The organism is Sphingomonas psychrotolerans (assembly GCF_002796605.1).
Classification (GTDB): Bacteria; Pseudomonadota; Alphaproteobacteria; order Sphingomonadales; family Sphingomonadaceae; genus Sphingomonas; species Sphingomonas psychrotolerans.
In genome coordinates this window covers 758,975-779,379 of the sequence record NZ_CP024923.1, presented here as the reverse complement: position 1 = coordinate 779,379, position 20,405 = coordinate 758,975, and the positions used below count along the sequence as shown (strand labels likewise).

21 protein-coding genes are annotated in these 20,405 nt (G+C 63.4%); 10 read left to right on the top strand and 11 right to left on the bottom strand.

Annotated features, from left to right (window positions below; genetic code table 11):
• Positions 1-24: 24 nt before the first annotated feature.
• The 3 genes from CVN68_RS03260 to CVN68_RS03250 are packed head-to-tail and all read left to right on the top strand — an operon-like array spanning position 25 to position 2,509.
• A complete protein-coding gene (locus CVN68_RS03260; RefSeq protein WP_100280935.1) occupies positions 25-888 on the top strand; it encodes an SDR family oxidoreductase in 864 nt (287 codons plus the stop codon).
• A gap of 37 nt (positions 889-925) precedes the next feature.
• Entirely contained in the window at positions 926-1,399 is a 474-nt protein-coding gene (locus CVN68_RS03255) for an SRPBCC family protein (RefSeq protein WP_100280934.1), read from the top strand.
• 42 nt (positions 1,400-1,441) lie between these two features.
• Positions 1,442-2,509 carry an alkene reductase gene (locus tag CVN68_RS03250; protein ID WP_100280933.1) on the top strand — a complete coding sequence of 356 codons (1,068 nt, stop codon included), beginning with the start codon at positions 1,442-1,444 and terminating at the stop codon, positions 2,507-2,509.
• A gap of 70 nt (positions 2,510-2,579) precedes the next feature.
• Here the strand turns inward: CVN68_RS03250 and CVN68_RS23845 are convergent, their stop codons facing one another.
• The 7 genes from CVN68_RS23845 to CVN68_RS03215 form a co-directional block, all read right to left on the bottom strand.
• Positions 2,580-5,516 (bottom strand): PAS domain-containing protein, encoded by a 2,937-nt coding sequence (locus tag CVN68_RS23845; RefSeq protein WP_158298703.1) that lies wholly within the window; start codon positions 5,514-5,516, stop codon positions 2,580-2,582.
• A gap of 190 nt (positions 5,517-5,706) precedes the next feature.
• The gene (locus CVN68_RS03240) at positions 5,707-6,402 is read right to left on the bottom strand and encodes a hypothetical protein (protein WP_233503556.1); all 696 of its coding nucleotides are present in this window, start codon (positions 6,400-6,402) and stop codon (positions 5,707-5,709) included.
• An 89-nt stretch (positions 6,403-6,491) separates the two neighbouring features.
• Entirely contained in the window at positions 6,492-6,740 is a 249-nt protein-coding gene (locus CVN68_RS23840; protein WP_100280930.1) for a hypothetical protein, read from the bottom strand.
• A 945-nt stretch (positions 6,741-7,685) separates the two neighbouring features.
• Positions 7,686-8,405 (bottom strand): SIMPL domain-containing protein, encoded by a 720-nt coding sequence (locus tag CVN68_RS03230; protein WP_100280929.1) that lies wholly within the window; start codon positions 8,403-8,405, stop codon positions 7,686-7,688.
• A 226-nt stretch (positions 8,406-8,631) separates the two neighbouring features.
• Complete coding sequence (locus CVN68_RS03225) at positions 8,632-10,035, bottom strand: sensor histidine kinase (RefSeq protein ID WP_100280928.1); 1,404 nt, start codon at positions 10,033-10,035, stop codon at positions 8,632-8,634.
• The gene (locus CVN68_RS03220; protein WP_100280927.1) at positions 10,032-10,706 is read right to left on the bottom strand and encodes a response regulator transcription factor; all 675 of its coding nucleotides are present in this window, start codon (positions 10,704-10,706) and stop codon (positions 10,032-10,034) included. Before CVN68_RS03220 ends, CVN68_RS03225 begins: the two co-directional genes overlap by 4 nt.
• 83 nt (positions 10,707-10,789) lie before the next feature.
• A complete protein-coding gene (locus CVN68_RS03215) occupies positions 10,790-11,398 on the bottom strand; it encodes an outer membrane protein (RefSeq protein WP_100280926.1) in 609 nt (202 codons plus the stop codon).
• A gap of 319 nt (positions 11,399-11,717) precedes the next feature.
• Between CVN68_RS03215 and CVN68_RS03210 the strand changes: the two genes are divergently transcribed.
• Complete coding sequence (locus CVN68_RS03210) at positions 11,718-12,098, top strand: hypothetical protein (RefSeq protein ID WP_233503555.1); 381 nt, start codon at positions 11,718-11,720, stop codon at positions 12,096-12,098.
• Between the two features lie 91 nt (positions 12,099-12,189).
• Here CVN68_RS03210 and CVN68_RS03205 read toward each other — a convergent pair whose 3' ends face one another.
• Genes CVN68_RS03205 through CVN68_RS03195 form a run of 4 tightly spaced genes read right to left on the bottom strand, consistent with a single transcriptional unit; the run spans position 12,190 to position 14,217 of the window.
• The gene (locus CVN68_RS03205; protein ID WP_233503554.1) at positions 12,190-12,693 is read right to left on the bottom strand and encodes a class I SAM-dependent methyltransferase; all 504 of its coding nucleotides are present in this window, start codon (positions 12,691-12,693) and stop codon (positions 12,190-12,192) included.
• Complete coding sequence (locus tag CVN68_RS23835) at positions 12,690-12,866, bottom strand: hypothetical protein (RefSeq protein WP_233503553.1); 177 nt, start codon at positions 12,864-12,866, stop codon at positions 12,690-12,692. Before CVN68_RS23835 ends, CVN68_RS03205 begins: the two co-directional genes overlap by 4 nt.
• A 3-nt stretch (positions 12,867-12,869) precedes the next feature.
• Complete coding sequence (locus CVN68_RS03200; protein WP_100280924.1) at positions 12,870-13,763, bottom strand: NAD(P)/FAD-dependent oxidoreductase; 894 nt, start codon at positions 13,761-13,763, stop codon at positions 12,870-12,872.
• Entirely contained in the window at positions 13,753-14,217 is a 465-nt protein-coding gene (locus CVN68_RS03195; protein ID WP_100280923.1) for an Rrf2 family transcriptional regulator, read from the bottom strand. The genes CVN68_RS03200 and CVN68_RS03195 overlap by 11 nt, the downstream gene beginning before the upstream one ends.
• A gap of 631 nt (positions 14,218-14,848) precedes the next feature.
• Here CVN68_RS03195 and CVN68_RS03190 point away from each other — a divergent pair.
• From CVN68_RS03190 to CVN68_RS03170, 6 genes are all read left to right on the top strand, one after another.
• Complete coding sequence (locus CVN68_RS03190) at positions 14,849-16,321, top strand: cytochrome ubiquinol oxidase subunit I (protein ID WP_100280922.1); 1,473 nt, start codon at positions 14,849-14,851, stop codon at positions 16,319-16,321.
• A 3-nt stretch (positions 16,322-16,324) separates the two neighbouring features.
• Complete coding sequence (gene cydB / locus CVN68_RS03185) at positions 16,325-17,332, top strand: cytochrome d ubiquinol oxidase subunit II (protein WP_100280921.1); 1,008 nt, start codon at positions 16,325-16,327, stop codon at positions 17,330-17,332.
• Complete coding sequence (locus CVN68_RS23585) at positions 17,316-17,438, top strand: DUF2474 domain-containing protein (RefSeq protein WP_199560202.1); 123 nt, start codon at positions 17,316-17,318, stop codon at positions 17,436-17,438. The genes cydB and CVN68_RS23585 overlap by 17 nt, the downstream gene beginning before the upstream one ends.
• Before the next feature lie 446 nt (positions 17,439-17,884).
• On the top strand, positions 17,885-18,271 hold the full coding sequence (locus CVN68_RS03180; protein WP_100280920.1) for a beta-lactamase hydrolase domain-containing protein: 387 nt from the start codon (positions 17,885-17,887) through the stop codon (positions 18,269-18,271).
• A complete protein-coding gene (locus CVN68_RS03175) occupies positions 18,259-19,398 on the top strand; it encodes a DJ-1/PfpI family protein (protein ID WP_199560201.1) in 1,140 nt (379 codons plus the stop codon). Before CVN68_RS03180 ends, CVN68_RS03175 begins: the two co-directional genes overlap by 13 nt.
• Before the next feature lie 793 nt (positions 19,399-20,191).
• Positions 20,192-20,404, top strand: a complete 213-nt coding sequence (locus tag CVN68_RS03170) for a helix-turn-helix transcriptional regulator (protein ID WP_100280918.1) — start codon at positions 20,192-20,194, stop codon at positions 20,402-20,404.
• The last annotated feature ends 1 nt before the right edge of the window (position 20,405 follow it).

Sequence of the window (20,405 nt, the reverse complement as noted above, 5' to 3'; positions counted from 1 at the left end):
GGCCCAACTCAAGGAGTGACCCCAATGACCATTCTCGTAACCGGCGCGACCGGCAATGTCGGACGCAATGTCGTCGAACAGCTCGTTGAGCGCGGCGCCGATGTGCGCGCTCTGGTTCGCGACCCCTCCAAAGCCAGCTTTGCGGCCGACGTAGAGGTCGTCCAGGGCGACCTCCTCGACATCGACTCGCTCCGCAGCGCCATGTCCGGCGTTTCCACCCTGTTCCTGCTGAACGGCGTCGTCGCGGACGAATATACGCAGGCGCTGATCGCACTCAACGTGGCCCGCGACGCCGGGATCGAGCGGATCGTCTATTTGTCCGTGATCCACAGCGACATCTACGTGAACGTGCCGCATTTCGCCGGCAAGTTCGGCGTCGAGCGCATGATCGAACAGATGGGCCTTAGCGCCACGATCCTTCGCCCGGCCTATTACATGGACAATGAGATCACGATCAAAGACGTGGTCACCGGATACGGCATCTACCCGATGCCGATCGGCGACAAGGGCCTCGCGATGATCGACGCCCGCGATGTCGGCGAGATCGCCGCGATCGAACTCATTCGCCGCGAACAGTCCGCCACGCCCCTGCCGACGAACCGCATCAACCTGGTCGGACCCGACACGCTGACCGGCGCGGACGCCGCGGCCATCTGGAGCGACGTCCTGGGCCGCACGATCGCCTATCCGGGCGAGGACACCGCCGGGTTCGAACAGAACCTGCGGGCGTTCATGCCGAGCTGGATGGCGTTCGACATGCGCCTGATGGCCGAGCGCTTCATCAGCGATGGCATGCTTCCCGATCCCGGCGATGTCGACCGGCTGACCTCGCTGCTGGGCCGTCCGCTGCGCTCCTACCGCGACCATGTCGCGCAGATCGCCGGCTGACGCCTCCATCCCGCCCATACCGATAAGGACCACCGACATGATCTATTCGACCGCTACCGTCCCGGTGAACCCGGAAGGCGAAACCAGGCTTACCCGCGAGCAGGTCTGGAAAGGCCTCGAGCTCAAGGCCCGCGATGCGCGCCTGTTCCTTCCCCCCGGCCTATGCACGCGCTGCGACGTCACCGAGGAAAGCGCGACGCACTTCGTCCGCAACGCCACAATCGCAGGTGCCGATCTGCGCGAGATCATCACGCTCGAGCCGCAACGCAAGGTGACCTTCTTCCAGGCCACCGGCCCGCGTGAAGGCGCGATCATCAACGAGCTGTTCGAGGATGAAGCAGGCGAGCTACAGCTCAAATTCTACTGCTATCTCGGGCTTCGCGACAAGCAGCCCGGCGGCCCCGAGGAGCAGGCTGAGCAGCAGCAGTTCGACAGTGACAAGGGCTACAAGGCCGCCCTGCTGTCCACGCTCAAGCGCACCCGCGAGATGCTCGCCGAGGGCGAGCTCTGATCCCTTGCCCCCTCTTCATCAAGCAACACACGGAGAAGTCTCATGACCGATGTCTGGTCCCCAATTAAGCTCGGCAACCTGCAACTGCCGCATCGCCTCGCCATGGCGCCGATGACGCGCAGCCGGGCCAGACCCGACGGCACGCCCGGCGACCTCGCCCCCGAATATTACGCGCAGCGTGCGACGATGGGGTTGCTCATCACCGAAGGCACCCAGCCCTCCGAGGACGGGCAAGGCTATACGAACACGCCAGGAATCTACACCGACGCCCATGTCGCCGGATGGCGCAAGGTCACGGATGCCGTCCACAAGGCTGATGGCCGGTTGTTCGTGCAGCTGATGCATGTCGGTCGCAGGTCGCATCCGGACAACACCGTGCACCACCGCCAGCCCGTCGCTCCCTCGGCGATCGCCCCTAGAGAGCAGATGTTCACGCCGCAAGGCATGCAGACAGTGCCTGAGCCACGCGCGCTCACGACCGCCGAAGTCCGGCAGACCATCGCCGACTTCGCGCATGGCGCTGTTCGCGCCATCGAGGCGGGCGCGGACGGCGTCGAGGTCCACGGCGCAAACGGGTATCTGGTGCACCAGTTCCTGGCGCCGAACGCCAATGATCGCACCGATGAATATGGCGGCTCGCTCAAGAACCGCGCGCGGTTCGCCGTCGAGGTCGTGCAGGCGATCGCTGCGGCGATCGGGCCTGAGAGAACGGCGATCCGCCTGTCTCCCGGTCTTCCGACGGGCGGCATCGTAGAAGGGAATGCGAACGACGATCTCTACCGTTACCTCGTGGGGGCATTCGACAAGATCGGCATCGCCTATCTGCACGTCCTGCATATCGGGAATGAGGAACTCGTAGCGGACATCCGTAAGGCGTTCGGCGGCGTGCTGATCGTGAACCGCCCGGGTCGGAGTCGCGAGCAGGTCGGGACCGACGTCGCGGCAGGTCTCGCCGACATGGAAGCGCTAGGCTCCATGGCGCTCGCCAATCCCGACCTCGTCGCACGCCTGAAGGCGGGTGCACCGCTCAACGAGCCGCGGGTTCCGCTGTTCTACGCCGGCGGGGGTGCCGAGGGCTATATCGACTACCCTGCCCTCTCGCGAGTCTGACCAATTGAGACGCCACCCCGCCGCACCGGCTGATTAAGATTGGGCGGCTGACATTCGGGTCATTCCAACGTCAGCCGCCCTCGGGAGCGTCCAGAACGTCGCGCACTTTTGCCGCCAGCTCCTCGATCGTGTAGGGCTTTCCGATCATCTCGACGCCGGGATCGAGCACTCCATTATGGACCACCGCGTTACGCGTGTAGCCGGTGGTGAACAGCACCCGCAGGTCTGGCCGGCGCCGCCGCGCTTCTTCCGCGAGCTTCGCACCGTTTACCTCGGGCATGACTACATCGGTGAACATGAGCGCAATTTCGGGATGGGCATCTAGAAGCCGGAGCGCTGCCGCGGCTCCGTCAGCCTCGAGGACCTGGTAGCCGAGCTCAGTCAGAGCATCTACGCTGAACTGGCGGACGGCCGGCTCGTCCTCAACGACCAGGACGACCTCTTGGCGGTCCCCGAACGGTAAATCAGAAAGCGGTTGCTCCTCGTCATGCTCAGAGTCGGCGCCAGTCAGACGCGGCAAATAGACCTTGATCGTCGTTCCCTCGCCGGGCTCGGAGTAGATTTTTACGTGGCCGCCGGACTGTTTGACGAACCCATAAACCTGAGAGAGCCCGAGCCCGGTGCCCTTGCCGACTTCCTTTGTGGTGAAGAAGGGATCGAACGCTTTCGCAATGATATTCGGTGGCATCCCCGCCCCTGTGTCGGTCACAGCGATGAGCACATAATGCCCGGCCTGTAGCCCCAGATGAGTCGAGGTGTAGCGGGCATCGAGATGGCAGTTCGCCGTCTCGATTGTGAGACGTCCGCCCCCCGGCATCGCGTCACGCCCGTTAATGGCGAGGTTGAGAATGACGTTTTCGAGTTGGTTCGGGTCGGCATGAGTACGCCACAGGCCGCCGGCGAGGACCGTCTCGAGCCGCACGTCGCCGCCAAGCGAATGGCGCAACAGATCGGACATTCCCGCGACCAGCTTATTGGCATCGACCGTCTCCGGCTTAAGCGGCTGTTGGCGCGAGAATGCGAGCAATCGCTGCGTCAGTGTCGCGGCACGACGCGCGCCGTCAGTTGCTGCATCGACATAGCGCTTGGCGCGCGGATCGCCCGCCCCAATTCGACGTCCGAGCAGGTCGAGCGAGCCGATCACGACCGCGAGCATATTATTGAAGTCGTGGGCGATGCCGCCGGTGAGCTGGCCAACGGCCTCCATCTTCTGGGCTTGGCGAAGTGCCTCCTCCATCGCCGCGAGCCGTCTCTGCTCCTCGGCTCGCTCAGTGACGTCATAGACGAACTGGTAGGCCCCGATCTGCCGGCCCGCACTGTCGCGCAGGACATTGTACTTCATTTCATAGGTTCGGCGGTCCCGGCTCTCATCCCCAAATTCGCCAACCTCCGTGAACTCCTCGCCGGCGAGAGCGCGTCCCCACACCGCCGCCACTGCGGCCCGGTGCTCCGGGTATCCATCGAGCACCTTGAGCATGGACTGTCCGACCTGAGGCCTCATCCCGTAGATCCGCTCGAACTCGTCGCTCGCTGCCTTGTTGATGGCGAGCCATCGATAGTCCGGGCCGGCGACCTGCACAAACGCGTCGGTACCTTCCACCAGGTCTGCGAGAAGCTTGCGCTCGGCGACTGCGTCGGCGACGCGTTTTTCCAGCGTCTCGTTCAGCTCGCGAAGTGCCTGCTCGAGGCGCTTCCGCTCGGTGATGTCGATCGCGGTGCCGATAACCCGGATGCATCGTCCGTCGTCATCGAACACGCCGCGACCCTTTGCGGCGACCCAGCGGACAATGCCGTCCTCCCTGCCCACCGTGCGGTATTCGACGTCGTACAGCGCACGCTGATCGGGGTCGGCGGCGGCCGCGTAAACAGCCGACGTCGCATCGCGGTCGTCGGGATGCAGACCATTGTAGAAATCCTGCATCGTCGCCGGCGCGGCAGCGGAAATGCCGAACATGGCCTTGGTGCGCGGCGGCCAGATGAGAATGTCATTGACGACATCGACATCCCAGAAGCCGATCTCAGCGTTGTCGACTGCGAGGCGCAGGCGCTCCTCGCTCTCCTGCAGCGCGGCTTCGGTGCGCCGGCGATGCGTCAGGTCGAGCATAGCGCCGATCATGCGGATCGCCTGGCCATCGGGCCCCCGGATGATATGTCCGCGGTCGAGCACCTCGGCATAGCCTCCATCAGCGCGCAGGAAGCGGTATTCGTCGGTCCAGTTCTCGGCGCAGCCGTCGATCGCAGCGTGGATGCTGGTATCGATCCTTTGCCGGTCGTCGGGGTGAATATGCTCTATCCACCAGGCTCCGGTGGTTTCGACATCGGCACGCGCATGACCATAGGCCGCCTCAAGCGCCTCATTCCACAAGACATAGTTGTCGGCGAGATGCCAGTCCCACACCGCATCGTTGGTCGCCCGCGCCACGAGCCGATAGCGCTCCGCGGTATCGCGCAGCGCCGCGTCACTCTTTCGACGCTCGATGACCAGCGCGGCGGTGCGCGTGATCAAGTCGACGACCGCCAGGTCTCCTTCCACAGGCTCGCGCGGCTCGCGGTAGTACATCGCGAACGTGCCCAGCACCTCGTCGCTCCCCGAGATGAGCGGGGTCGACCAGCAGGCGCGCAGACCGTGCGACAAGGCCAGCTCGCGAAAGTCCGCCCAAAGCGGGCTCGTACCGATGTCCGAGACATAGACGGGCGCTTTCGAGAAAGCCGCCGTGCCGCAGGACCCGACCGCCGGCCCGATCGGAATACCGTCGATCGCGGCATTATAAGCCTCCGGCAGACTCGGCCCGGCTCCGTGGCGCAGATGTGATCCGTCGAGAAGTAGGATCGATCCCAACACGCCTGAGGTCGATTGTCCTTCGACCTCACGCATCATCTGTTCGAGTGTGTCCTCAAGCAAGCGATCTTCGATGACCAGCTCGAGAACGCGGTTTTGAAATGCCCGGAACGCTTCTGTCTGCTCAGCTCCTGTGCGCCGTTCCTCTTCCTCTTCCTGACGCCTCACTAATCTCGTTTCCCTTCAGCTTCGGCCGCGACACCTGCGAGCCACAAGACAAAAGGGCTGCATTCCAAAGGACGACGCGCAGCCCGGCGAGTTCCAGGCTAAGAAAAAAATGCGGTAATTCCCACAGCAATGTGCAACCGGCATGAGGAGAATGAGGCCTGGCAAGCTCCCGGCGACAGATGCCGGCTGTTCAGTACAGCGATGAGGGGGGCACCGGGTTGGGCGGAGAGGCATCCGGCAGCGCCGTGGGAGGCGCACCGGATGGCGGTTCGGGGCGCACGAGCAGCGCCTCGAGAGGGACCATTTTTGGCGGTCCCAATTCCGGGCCGTTCTTTGTTCCCGGTCGTTTTTGTGCGGTGATGAAGGCGGTACAGTCGGTGAGCGCCTTGGCCGCCGCCCGATTGCCGGTGAGCTTTATGGCGTACACCTGTTTGCCCTCGACCATGGCGCTAAGAATGACCCTGTCCCGGAGCTCGGCGAGCAGGTCGACGACGGTCGGGAGGCTGCCGGAATCGGTGACGAGCGAGCCGCCCAGGTCGGTCGCAAAGCCCGAAACCGCGAAATTCGCCGTTCCGGCGATAAGTTGGACCGAAAACTCACCGTGCCTGTCCCCCTTGGGCAGCGCGTAATGCGTTTCATCATCCAGGTGGATGATGCTGCCCGACGCGGGTTCCCCGGAGCGATGATAATAGGGGCCCATGAAGCCCAACAGCGTGTCCCCGTCGGAAGCAAAGTCGGCGTCGCAGTTCTCCTCGCCCTTGTCGGTGACGGTCCAGCCATCGGCCTCAAAGGTTGGGAACCGTGCGTAGTCCTGGGCCGCCACAGGGCGCGCGAGCGCAATCAGGCACAGCAGGCTCGCGCCTGCGTAAATGAGTCTCATTTTCAACTTCTCTCGTCCTTCGACAGCGGGCGGGTCAGCAAGCGATGGGTCAAGGCACATTAATTTCAGGGCCAGGAGATCATCACTGTGCAAGGTCAGTGAGACAATTGCCGAAGATCGAACATTCCCGATGACGGCGGCCGTTCCAGAGCCCATTTGCCATCCTTCCAGATCAGGTCTTCATGATCCTCTTCCTTGCGGTCGAGCCATTGCTGAAACGTCGGATAAAAGGCCGCGACCGACGCCGATCGAGCCCATGCGGGAACGTTGTTCAAGCGGTAGCTATAGGCCATGCTGACCCGGTCACCTATCGTATCGATCTGGCCGACCTTTACGTCATTCACGTCCCGCCTCCCGTGACAAATGACGCTCTGGGCGTTGGCCAACGCTCCTGTCCCGGGTCTGAACTGCTTTTGTCCCTCCGGGGTCGCGATGTATCGGACGACCTTGCGTACGGCCGATCCGGAATTGGGATCGGCGACCGCGACCTCGCCCTCCTGCCGCAACAAACCGGCATCGACGAAGACCTGCGCCTGCCTGCGGCTATACCCTGCTTCGACTGCGACCTCATACGGGACAGGAAAGAACGGCGTGCATTGCGGATTGCCATCGAACCAGCGGTCGGATCACGCTCCGAAGGAGCGCAGCACCTATGGTCGCGGTCATGGCCAGAAGCGGTCGGAGACGATTTTGAGGGCCATTCTGTCGGCAGACCGCTCATGACGGTATCGGCCCCGATTCCGGGGTTATGTCGCCTTTCTGCTCAATCCTTGCCACCGCCACGCAACTGTTAGCGCTGGTCGAGCGATGGCGGCTCGATCAGGTGGCAGCTCGGCGAGGAGCGGTGGAAAACTGTCGGCAATTGTCCTTCAAGCCAGGTGAGCTACCGCGAGCCAACGGGTCCGATGGCTTAAGACCGTGGGACGGACGACAGCCCTTGGTTTTCGCAATACTTGGAGGGCCTCCTCCGCTTCGCGTTCCGACCCAAAGACGACGTCCAGCCACCGGTCGTCGCGGGAGGAATACAGTCCCCAGCGACCCGCGAAATCGCGTTCCAGCCGACGAGCTGCAACAAGGGTTGGATCGGGTAGCATTGGATCTTGTACGCGCCGAGCGCCGTTCTGTCACGGAAGGTCCCTTGGCCCGTGCGACGACCGTTGCCAACGCCGCGCCGGCCATTTCGTCGCCACCATCCCACAGACACCAGGTCAAGCTGGTTCCAGGACCGTTTCATCCCGCCATGGCTCCGGGTTTCGCCGGCGCCATGGCGGGATGGGCATGCCGCGCGGTTATTTGAGAAGGAAACGGACCGAGAGACTGACGGTGACGTCTTGTTCACCGGGGATCACTTTCGTGTTCGCGTCGGCGGCCGCCATGTTCTCACGCATCGCGCCGGCCATGATCGGCGCGCTCGTCCCGGAATTCTCCGAGATCGACAGAATACGATCGACCCGCAAGCCAGCGAGGCGGGCATAGAAACCGGCGCGGACACGCGCCTTCGCCACCGCATCGGCGCGCGCCTCGTCGAGCGCCGTCTCGGGCTTGTCGAGCGACAAAGTTGGGCCGTCGATCTGATTTGCCCCCTCCCGGACGAGTGAATCGAGGATCGTGCCAGCGCGCGCGATATCCCGGAACCGGACTGAAACGGTATTCGAAGCCTGATACCCGGTGATCGCCGGAGGCGTGTTCTCGGCATAGCGATATTGCGGCTGAAGGGAGATATTGGTCGTACGGATGTCGCGATCGGCCACCCCTGCCCCCTTGAGCGCGGCGACCACGCGCTTCACGCGCGCGGCATTGTCGGACAGGGCACCCGCTGCGGTCGGGGCCTGCGTGACGACGCCGGTGTTGATCACCGCCAGGTCCGGCGCACGCGTGGTCTTGCCCTCGGACACCACCTCCAGGATGGTGCCGTCAATGAGAGCGGGCGCCGGCAGCACCTGGGCCGAGGCCGCGATTGGCAGGAGCGTGGTCGCCGCGAGGGCAAAAAGATTGAGATACAAACGCATTGAAGTTCCTTTCACGAGAAATGGTATTGGTTGGGCCCACGCAGTTGCTTGCCCGCGACTTTCTCCCGGATCTGTGGGGTGGCCGTGATCTTGTTGCCTTGTGTGCGCCCGAGCCGCTCTGGCTTTAACGTCGCCGGCAACCGATTCCCGTCACAGGCGCCGGGATAAGAATCACGTGCTGGGCGCAACCATTCAGGCGCGGCGATCATGTCCGGGCACCGCCGCATCAGCTTTCCGCTGCGGCGACGAATTCAAGCCGCATGATTGTGCCTCCCGATGGCGCTTCCAGCGGCTCGACCGATCCGCTGTGGCGGATCATGACCTCCCGGACGAGATTGAGGCCGAGACCAGCACCGCTGTTTCCTCCCCGCAGGCGGTGGAAAGCCTCGAAGACGCGTTCACGCTCCTGCAACGGTATGCCGGGGCCATCGTCCTCGACCTCGACGGTCGTGCCCTCGACCCGTACGATCACCTGACGACCGCCATGTTCGAGCGCGTTCTGAATCAAATTGGCAAGGACGCGGCCGATCGCCGCTGTGTCACCGCGCACGGCCACACCGCCGAGATCGGCCACCGCCAGTTCCTTGCCGCCCGCGATCGCCAGGGGAGCCAGGTCTGCAACCACCTCCCGCACGACCTTTCCGAGATCGACCGCATCATCGAGCGGCGAGGCACGCCCTATCCGCTGCAGGTCGAGCATCTGTTCGGCCAGTGTCGCCAGCCTGGCAACATCACCCTGGAGACGCCGCGCAAACGTCGAGTCTTGTGCGGCTTCGATCTTGGCCTGGAGGATCGCGATCGGCGTGCGCAATTCATGCGCCGCGTCGGAAAGAAAACGCTGATGCTGCTCATAGCCTTCGTCGAGCCGGCGAAGGGCCCCGTTCATCGCTTTGATCAAGGGTGCGATTTCCGCGGGGATGCCATCCGATGACAAGCGACTGCCGCGCCGGTCGATGTCCACCCGGCTTGCCTCGTCGGCGAGCACGGACAAACGCCGAAACGTCTTGCCGACGATCAAGGGGATGGCAACGATCGTGATGAGCGACAGAACGATCAGGAACGGCACCATGATCGTGCTCGACAGGAGCAACAGCATCGTCACCGTGTTCAGCACGGCGCCGCGGCCAAATACGAGGATCTCGCCTCCCGCCGCAAACAGGCGGACCGTCCAGTCGCCGGTCTGGGACGTCCCGAGAATTGTGAATTCTCCAGCCGGACCGTCAGCCAGCCTGACTGAGGCGACATACCGGTACGGCGCCATCTGGTCTTTGATGTAGGCGAACGTGATGTGCTCGAGACTATTCGCGATCCCCACATAGGCAGCGGGGGTTTTGTTGTAGGAGACGGATTCGCCGCGCGCATCCCGCGCCACGAACCACAGGTCGGGCACACGACGGCGTGCGTCGAGCAATTCTGGTGTATCGACGAGATGCAACTTGCCATGTCTGTCGCGGACGATCGCGCGAGCCGCCACGTCGGCGAAATCCGGCTCGACCAGTGATTTGCCATCGTCGTTGTAAAGCACGTAACCCGCCAGCAAGGCACCGGTCAGCAGGAACAAGCCGACCTGAAATCCGAGCAGGCGAATGATCAGCCGGGCCTTGAACGACCTCGGGGCCCGCGGCTTCATAGAGCCTGGCGCAGCAGGTAGCCGACGCCCCGGATGGCATGGATCTCTACCTCGGTATGGGCCTCGCTCAGCCGCTTGCGCAGGCGCGAGACATGCGAGTCCAGCGTGTTCGACTGAATCTCGTCGTCGAATCCGTAGACGGCCTCCTCCAGCGCGCCGCGCAGGACGGTTCGCCCGCGCCGTCGCATCAGCGCCGCCAGTACGCGCAGCTCACGCCGCGGCAGATCGAGGCGCACACCGCGAACCAGCGCCTCGTCATTCCTCATGTCATAGACCAGTTCGCCGAGCTGAACGTGCCGATGGGGCAATGCTGCCGGGCGCCGCCGTACCGCTCTTATGCGCGCCAGCAATTCTTCCATCGCGAACGGCTTGGCGAGATAGTCGTCGGCGCCGGTATCCAGTCCCGCGACGCGGTCATCGATGTCGCCGCGCGCGGATATGACGATCACCGGCACGCCCGGGTTGAACCGTCTTATGTCGTCGATCGCGGCGATTCCGTCGCCGTCCGGCAGCGTACGGTCAAGCAGCACGACGTCGCTCACTGCGAGCCTCGCCGCTTCGAGCGTTTCAGCGAGCGATGTCACCTGGTCGACGACATAACCCTCCCGCTCCAGCACGGCGACCATCGCCGCCGCCATCCCGGCCTCGTCCTCGACCAGCAATATCCGCATCGCTTCGTCCTCATGTAATCGCTAACGGGTGCGCAGCGGATGGGCGGCCGCGACGACCGACCGCCCACCATGTCAGCGGCGCCTTAAAAGCCGAGCGACATGCCCAGCTGGATCTTCGACGAGGTGAGTCCGTCGCGATAATTCACGCGGACATATTCTGCACGCGCCGAAACACCCTGTGTTACCGCGGCTTCGATGCCGGCGCCCCACAGGAACCCTTTTTCGGTGCTGCTGCTCTTCAGGTCCTTGAGATTGGTCGCGCGGAAGTCGGTCGTCTCCCGCACCCGCAGCCAGCTGTATCCGGCGCGACCGTAGAGAAGGACGTTCGACGCAGGCAGCACGCCCACGCGGCCCGAGACATCCCAGGTCCATCGCGGTTTCAGGCTATAGTCGCCCGTGGTGCTCGACCCGATCAGCGCCTTGCCGCCGCGTCCGATCCCCGCCTCGGCGCCGACCAGCAATGCCTTGCCGATCTGCGCGTCGTAACCGACATGTCCGCGATAGCCGATCCCGCCTTCCTTCTCGTCGACCTTGGTCGCGATACGCGGCAGCTGGAAGTCGCCGTCATGCCAGCGATAGTCGATCGACGCCCCGATCTTGACGCCAGCGAGCGTTACCTCTTCGCGCGACTGGGCGACAGCGGCGCTCGGCATCACCACCATGGCGCCGATCAACAGACAGATACTCTTCATCACAAATCCTTTTCCCGTCACAACCGCCCGTAAAGCGCGGTGGCGACCGGGTGGACGTCCAACCTTGCGCGAGCATTGCGCGAGCTCGCATCTCAAACACGCGCATCGCCTCGGAATACGTTGCGTGCTGTTTCATGCCTCGTCGCGGCCATTCGAAACGACGTGTGTATGCCTGTCCGCGCGCTTCCTCGCCCAGGGCCACAGCCGCTGCAGTTTGCGAGCGTTCGGGCCCCGGGGGATCGATGACGGCAGTCGACTCAGGGTCTCCAAGGCAGAGGCGTCATTGCCGACATTCGCTGAAAACGTGAAGGGTCCGGTGGTGACCTATCCGGCGATCAGCAAGATGGTCGCGGCGGGGTTGGTAAGGTCCGAATCGACCTCGTCCAAACTGAAGACACGCCTCCTGACCCTCACCGCGGACGGAGAGACGCGTATGAATGACTGGATATGCGACCCAGAGCGAGCCGCGAGCGTGGGTCTCGACCCCTTCCGTCTCAGGGCAGGAATGTGGGACGCGATCGCGCCCGCGACCCGACGAAGGGCATTTGAAGCGCTGTGCCAACGGATCGAGTCCGAGATTGAAGCACTCGCGGCCCGGTTGGCCGATCTGGACACGGTGGAAACACAACGGATCGAACTTGCGATTGTGTTGCAGAGAAGCCGGCTCAGTTGGCTGGATCAGCGTCTGAAGGAGAAGTAAGGCTCGTTTCAGGCCTATGTCCTGTTTCTGCTCAATCCGTGACGCCCCCGGGGCATCCGCCCTTCCACCGGCGCTGGCGTCGCTACTCGTATTACGCAGTCGCAACCCATCCAAGGAACGAGAACCCCGCATAAAACAACGCGACGCTCGAAAAGCCGGCTTCTCTGAGAAGCGCCTCATCCTCGTCGCTCGACAGGATCGGGAGATGCTCCGCCATGGCTGCGGCCGAAACGGAAGCCTGCTCGAAATTGACGCCGGACGCGTCGGCGAATGCCACGGATCGCACCAACCAGGGAAGAAGCTCGCTTCCCGTCGGATAGCTGTGATGGGCGACGACGAGGGGGACGCCAGGTTTCAACCGGCGCCGTATCTCCCGCAATGTAACCAGCCGCTCCTCCTTCTCGAGGAAATGCAGCGTAAGCAAGCAGGTTGCGCCATCGAAAGGGCCCGAGGGGGCCGTATTGACATAGCCGTGCTGTAACTCAATCCGCCCTGCGAACGCCTCCAGCACGCGTGCGGCCAGATCCAGCATCGCCGCCGAGGGATCCACGCCGACGAAGCGCCATTGCGGCTGCGCCTCGGCGAACGCTTTCAACTCGAGCCCTCCCCCGCGCCAACGACGAGAACGTTTGCATTCTCGGGAGCCTGCTCCGCCAGCAGGAGCATCGCCATACAATGCAGGTCGGCAAGGCCCGGCACCTTGCGGGGCGTGGCCTCTGCATAGCCCGCGATCTTCGCGGGATCGAGGAAGGGCTGCAGCAGGTCCATCGCTCAGCCGAATACAAGCGCGCGGTGGGCGGAGATGCCCGCCGTCACGCCGTCGGCCACGGCCCAGCTCACGCTATGGGGTGCGCGGGCGATGTCGCCGGCGGCGTAAAGGCCGGGCACACTCGTCATCTTGTCGGCATCGGTCGTGATAAGCGGTCCAAAGGGTCCCTCCTCGATCGCGGCTCCTAGCTGTTCTGCAAGCGGACTCGACGGGCATGATTGCGGCGCGACATAAAGCGCCTCCACCGGGCTCTCGCGTCCATCCACGAGCTCGATGGCGGACAAGGCGCAGCGCTCGCCGACCAGCCGCTTCAGCTTGCTCTGCTCCACTCTCACGCCTCGCGCGGCCAGCGTTTGCGCAGCCTCTGAATCGAGCTCGGCACCATTCAGATACAGGGTCGTCGGCCCCCATTCTGCGACAAGGACGGCCTGATGCACCGACATCGGCATGCGGTAGAGCACGCCGAGCTGGCGGTCGCTGAACTCGAAGCCGTGGCAGTAGGGACAGTGCAGCACCGTCTTGCCCCAGCGCTCCTGCAGGCCCGGAATGGATTCCAGCGTGTCGCGCACCCCATAAGCAAGGATGGCCTTTTGCGCCGAGATTTCCTCGCCGCTCGACAGAGTCACAGCGAACCCATCCCCGTCGGATCGGCCCGCGACCGCTTGCCCCTCGATCATGTGCACGCTGGAATAGGCGCCAAGCTGCTCGCGAGCCTTCGCAAGGATCGCTTTCGGATCGCTGCCGTCGAAGCCGAGGAAGCCGTGCGAGGCGTCGGCAAAACGATTTCGCGGTTGCCGAGTATCGATTACGCAGACGTTCCGGCGCGCGCGGCCGAGATAGGTCGCGGCCGCGAGCCCCGCAAAGGCACCGCCGACGATGATGACATCATGCTGCATGGTTGTTCTCCAAGGTGAGGAACCCGCCTCGCTCCGCGAGGCGGGTGTGAAAGTCGGCGCTGAGCGCGGCGAGCGTGATTTGCCCGAACTCACTCAGGAGAAGCGCCTCCGCCTTGTCGAACGCCTCGCCGAGCGCGGCGTTGACGGCTTGCTCGACCAGACAGCCGGGCGCCTCGGTACGGTTGCCCATTGCCAGAAGCTCTGGTTTGCCGAGCGCATCGTAGATGTCGCGCAGCGTTACCTGTTCGAAATCGCAAGCGACCGTCCACCCGCCGCCGTGCCCCTTCTCGGATCGGACAAAGCCCTGGTCGCGCAGGCCCGCCATGATCCTGCGGATGACGACGGGGTTGGTGCCCATGGCGCGGGCAAGCGTTTCCGACGTGGCCGGACCGGGCTGCTCTGCCATATGCAGGAGGACGTGAAGCACGCCTGACAATCGGCTATCTCTTCTCATGCAACTTCATATGTTGCGTGTTAGCGCGGATGTCAAGGAAGAGCCTGTCCGACGGCGTGGCCGGGATCAGCCGCGCCCAAGCTAGGCTATTCGATCTGCAGAGCAGCCTTAAAGGTTTGGATGCCAAGCTTATGCGATGGCGCCGGGTAGCGCAGGAGGTAGAATGGAAACTGTCGACTGTCAGACGGTAGAGGAGCTGGGTGCGTTCTTTGACGGCCTGGCGTCTTGTTTCGCGGCCAGACCAGGGAATATCTGCGCACTGACGGCGGTCCGGACATTCGCACAAGCTTTGACCGGCACGGCTGCATCCCGTCACGAATGCTCATGTGGTGGCACTATTCGGGGGATACCGCCCACCAAGGCAATTCCGATCCGCCATTGCTAAGGTGTGCATCCCACCACTGTCAAACGGAACTGCATGCCAACTTGGCCAAGATTCTTCTGTTTGGCGAATGAAAACACTCAGCAATCCGAACCAAGCCGTCCCCTTGTTGGCCGGATCGGCATTCCCGTCCAACTTTTGACACAGGACTTTTTAGATCCAGTCAGGCGCGCCTGCCCGCGGCTAGGACAACTTGTCCAGTTCCGTTCCGTGGATGCGCAACCCAGATGCTGCCGCAAAGGAACGGCGATGTTAGACAGGTTTGATGCACTGCTCTTGGCGCGTATCCAGTTCGCGTTCACGGTCAGCTTCCACTTCATCTTCCCAGCGTTCTCGATCGGCCTGGCAAGCTTCTTGGCCGTGCTCGAGGGGCTGTGGCTGAAGACCGGTAAGGACGTCCATCTCGACCTGTTCAAGTTCTGGCTGAAGATCTTCGCGATCGTCTTTGCGATGGGCGTGGTCTCAGGCATCGTCATGTCTTACCAATTCGGCACTAACTGGGCGGTCTTCTCCGACAAGGCCGGGCCGGTTATTGGGCCGCTCATGGCGTATGAAGTGCTGACCGCCTTCTTCCTCGAGGCAGGCTTCCTCGGCGTGATGCTGTTCGGCATGCAGAGGGTCGGTCCCAAGCTTCACTATTTGGCAACCCTGATGGTCGCGGTGGGAACGCTGATCTCCGCCACCTGGATTCTCAGCGTGAACAGCTGGATGCAGACGCCGACCGGCTTCGAGATCAATGCACAGGGGCAGTTCGTTCCCGGGCCCAGCTGGTGGCCGATTATCTTCAACCCCAGCTTTCCATACCGACTGCTCCATACTGTCCTGGCCGCATATCTGACGACCGCCTTCGTCGTCGGCGCGGTCGGCGCATGGCAGTTACTGAAGCTGAAGCGCGGACGGATGATCGCCCACCGGGAGGGAGACGAGCCGACCGAACTGGGCGCCGATCTAGCTCGCTCAGCAACAGCGGCGCGCAAGATGCTGTCCATGGCGCTCTGGATGGCCACGATTGTAGCTCCTCTCCAGATTTTCGCCGGCGATCTGCACGGGCTCAATACGCTAGTACACCAGCCGGCCAAGGTCATGGCGATGGAAGGCCATTATGACAGTCACCCCGACGGTGCCCCGCTTATCCTGTTCGGCCTACCCAACTCGGAGGAGAAGCGTATCGATTATGCCCTCGAGGTGCCAAAAGCGTCGTCGCTGATCCTGAAGCATGATCCGGACGCGCCGCTTGCCGGGCTGGACACCATCCCCGACAACATGGAGCCTCCGGTGCCGATCGTCTTCTGGTCGTTCCGGATCATGGTGGCCGTCGGTTTCGCGATGCTTGGGCTGGGCCTTTGGAGCGTGGTTGCACGGCTACGAGGTAAGCTTTATCGGTGGACGTGGCTGCACCGGGCGACCGTCGCTATGGGGCCATCCGGGTTCATTGCCGTGCTCGCCGGTTGGGTGACGACCGAGGTTGGGCGGCAGCCCTTCACTGTCTATGGTCTGCTCAGGACCTCGGAGAGCGCCTCACCCTTGGCGGCGCCTGCCGTCGCCACGTCGCTGATCGCCTTCGTCATCGTCTACTTCGTCGTGTTCGGCTTCGGCACCTGGTACATCCTTCGGCTGATGAACAACGGCGTGCAGGTGCCCGAGCCTGCGCTCGCCGAGGGAGCCGGGCCAATCCGGACTGCCGGAATCACGCCCGGTCCCACCCAGCTTACGGGAGCCTGACCGATGGGCATCAACATCGACCTGACGATGATCTGGGCCTTCATCATCGCCTTCGCCGTCTTCGCCTATGTGGTAATGGATGGTTTCGATCTCGGCATCGGCATCCTCTTTCCCACGTTCGGCGTCGGCAAGGAGCGGGACCAGGCGATGAACTCGATCGCGCCGGTGTGGGATGGCAACGAAACCTGGCTGGTGCTGGGCGGAGGCGGCCTTTTTGCGGCCTTCCCGCTCGCTTACGGCGTGGTGATGACCGCGCTCTATCCGCCGATCATTGCTATGCTGCTAGGCCTCGTCTTCCGCGGCGTCGCGTTCGAGGCACGCTGGCGTGATCCTAAGCATCGTGCGGGCTGGGACTTTGCCTTCACCGCCGGCTCGATAGTCGCCGCGTTCGCGCAGGGCGTGACACTTGGGGCGCTGTTGCAGGGGGTGGAAGTGGCGGATCGCGCTTACGCCGGCGGATGGCTGGATTGGCTGACGCCATTCAGTCTCTTGACCGGTGCAAGCGTGGTCTGCGGCTATGCTCTGCTGGGCGCCACCTGGCTCATCTGGAAGACCGAGGAAGGCACGCAGGGCCACGCTTACAGGCTTGCTGGTCGCTTCTTCGTCCTGACACTGATTGCCATCCTCGCGGTCAGCCTCGGCACCCTCGGCCTCGGCACGGACTACCGGCAGAAGTGGCTGAGCACTCCTGCCATCTTCGCAACCTCGCAGGTGCCCCTGCTCACAGCGATCCTGGCGTTCGCCTTCTATCGGTCGCTCAAAAAGCGGCGGGAGGTGGCACCCTTCTTTCTGGCTCTGGCTCTGTTTCTGATGAGCTTTGCAGGCCTTGGCGTCAGCATGTACCCTTATGTGGTGCCGAACGCGCTGACCATCTGGGACGCGGCCGCGCCTGAGCGCAGCCAGATATTCATGCTTGTGGGAGCAAGCGCGCTGGTCCCGATCATCCTTGCCTATACGGCCTGGTCCTACTGGGTATTTCGAGGGAAGACGGGTCATGAAGGATACCACTGAGAGGCGTTCGCTGCTTCGCCGTCTCGGCTGGTTCGTCGGCCTTTGGGCTGCGGGCGTGCTTAGCGTGACACTCGTAGGCGCGATCATCCGTGCCTGGCTGCTCTGACCGGGGGAAGAATGGACCAGAAGCAACGATGCGCGTTATGCCCGCGAAGAGTTCCTCTTCGGTGAAGAACCCAATGCCGTCCTCAAAGGCCAGCAACCCCTGCTACGCCCGGGCATGAAGGCGCCAGCGGTCGCCGGCGGTGAGCGTCGCATGGTGCGTGGCTGGCTAAGCAGGGCTTGAACGTGGTTTCCATTGACGGGTTCAAAGTGGCGCAGGCAAACGCAGCCGAGTTGGCCCGCGGCGCGGCGTTTCGGTCGATCTGCAGCTCGCCGACCTAGCGAAGTGGGAGGCAGCGCATTCAGGCATGTCCGCACTCATCGATCTCGTCGCGAGGATGCCATTATGATTCTGCCGATACCCGTTCCTTCAGTCGCAATCGAGAGCGTCACGACGCACGCGATGTTGCACAAGCATCTCGCCGTCAGGGACAGCGGTAGCTCAGGGAGATCGAGGGTCGGGCGGCTGCCGGAGTCAAGGGCATCAACAACAACAGACCGGATGGCGAAGCGACGGATCAGCCGATGTCGCTTGAGCTGGAAGCTGAGGCGAGGCGTCACGGCCTTGCTTACTGGCACATCCCCGATCATGCCGGCCAGGCCACCGCAGAAGACGCCAAGGCGATCGAGGCGGCAAACGGACCGGTGTTGGCGCTCTACCGCACCGGGGTTCGGTCGACGGGTTTGTGCAACATGTGCCTGACGAGCTCGCTTGCCCGTTCATCCTCTCAACTCGCATGGCTGAAAACCATGGATCTGTGTCCTTTACGAGATCAGCGCGCTGGGAGAGACGTCGCCGCCTACGGCGGTGATCAGGAGCTTCCATGCACAATATGAATCGACGGACCGCGATCGTCACTGCGGCTGTGACCCTCGGCGGCCTCGCGCTTGGCACCAGAGCGGCAATCGCGCAGCAAGCAGCGAAAACAACCGCGCTGTTCGATGCTTCGAAGAATCCGAGCCCGGAAAAGATTGCGCCTTATCAGGCTCGGTTTGGCCGCACCAAGCCGCTGGTTGCGATCGTCGGCCTGAACGAGGGCACGATCATCAGCGATTTTTGCATCCCGTTCGGGGTAATGGCGCGATCCGGCGTAGCCGATGTCGTGTCGGTTTCGGTCAGGCCCGGTCCTGTAAAGATGCAGCCGCTCACCTTTCAGCTCCAGGCGACAGTCGATGAATTTGACGAGCGTCACCCTGAGGGTGCCGACTATATCTTCGTTCCAGCCGTGGAAAACGACAATGATCCCGGCCTTTTGCAATGGATAAAGGCGCAGGCAGGCAAGGGCTGCACCGTCATCAGCATCTGTTACGGCGCGATGGTCGTAGCCAATACGGGCCTGTTCGACGGCCATCGGGCAACCTCCCACTACAGCAATGAATCGATGCGGGTGACGCGCTTCCCGAACGTGATGTGGCAGAAGAACATCCGCTATGTCGCCGATGGCAAGGTCGTTTCCAGCGCCGGTGTCAGCGCGTCTATGCCGACCTCCATCGCACTGGTCGAAGCGATCGCCGGCCCGGCAAAGGCGGCACAGGTCGCCCGCGACGTCGGCATCGATGGCTGGAGTTCGAAACACGACAGCGATGCGTTCCAGTCCGACCCTGGCAATGCGGACATGCCAGGCCGCGATGCGAAGCCGCAGGTCACGCTAGGCATTCCGGTCAAGGTGGGCGACGACGAGATTGCGCTCGCGCTGACCGCCGAGTCCTACAGCAGGACCGGCAACACCATGGCCTTTGCCGTCGCGGCGAGCAAAGCCCCCTTGCGCCTGGCCCATGGCCTTGTCGTCTTGCCAGACCTTGTCGCCGGCGGCCCCAAGTCGGTGGACCGCACCCTTGCGCCGCTCGAAGCGCATCAGGCGACCCGCGCGCTGGACATCGCGCTGGCCGACATCTCCAAAACCTATGGTCCGAAAGCCGCGCGCAATGTCGCACTGTTCATGGAATATCCCGGCCTGAAGTAATCGCAGGCCTTTTCAGCCCGCCACCCTGTCCCCCGCCGCGAAACGGCGTCGATACTCGGAGGGCGACAGGCCTACGATGCGATTGAAGACTTTCCGAAAGGCGCTGGGATCGGTGTAGCCGGGGTCCCCATTGCGCCTGCGCAATGGGGTGGCTTGCAGGGCCGCAACGGAGAGGAGGAACTGGCGCAGCCAGCTTGCGGCACGCCGCGGCGGGACTAGAGGGTAGCGACGCCCACCCCGCCAGGTCGAGTGCCGGAGGCCAAACGCCGCGGCGCCGGAGCGCCGCGTCCGCAGCCAATCAGCGCGCAGCGCTGCCCAGCGCCAGCGGCGCTGCACCACAACCGCTCTCTCGAGTCCGGCCGGCCGTCGTGGCGGCGTGCGCACGCGCCCGTGTGCCAGCCGCCGCCGCGCCTTCCGGCCGGATCGAGCGTGTCACGCGGAAACAAAAACACCGCGACCTCTGGCGGCGCCGCAGGAGCAAGCCAGTGAGCGCTCCATTGGTCCCCGCGTTCCGCTTCCTCAGGCGCCAGCCGGCTTTGCGTCAGTCGATCGTGACCCGAATGGGCCGAGACGCAACAGCGACTCGGCGCCGCGGTTCGCGGCGTAGAGCACGGTCACGCGAAGCGTGGGACGCTCTGGGACCCGGACGCCAAAATCGCCGCCTACGCAGATCCCTGTTTTTCTACGCCAGCCTACGCCAGCGTACGCCACCCCGGCCACGCCCTCTTGCGTCCTGTGGCGCAATCCCAATCCTGTCCGAAGCGAACCACTTCAGCGCGAACAGGACCATGCCATGTCCGACACCCCCGACCGCATCCTCCGGCTGAAGGCGGTGCTTGCCCGCACCGGCCTCAGCCGCTCGACCATGTACCGCAAGATGGACAAGGGCACCTTCCCCAGAAACATCAAGATCAGCGAACGCTGCGCCGGCTGGCGGGAATCCGCCATCGCCGAATGGCTGAAGAACCCGATGTTCTATTGTGTCGACGATCATAATCAGCGCTGAG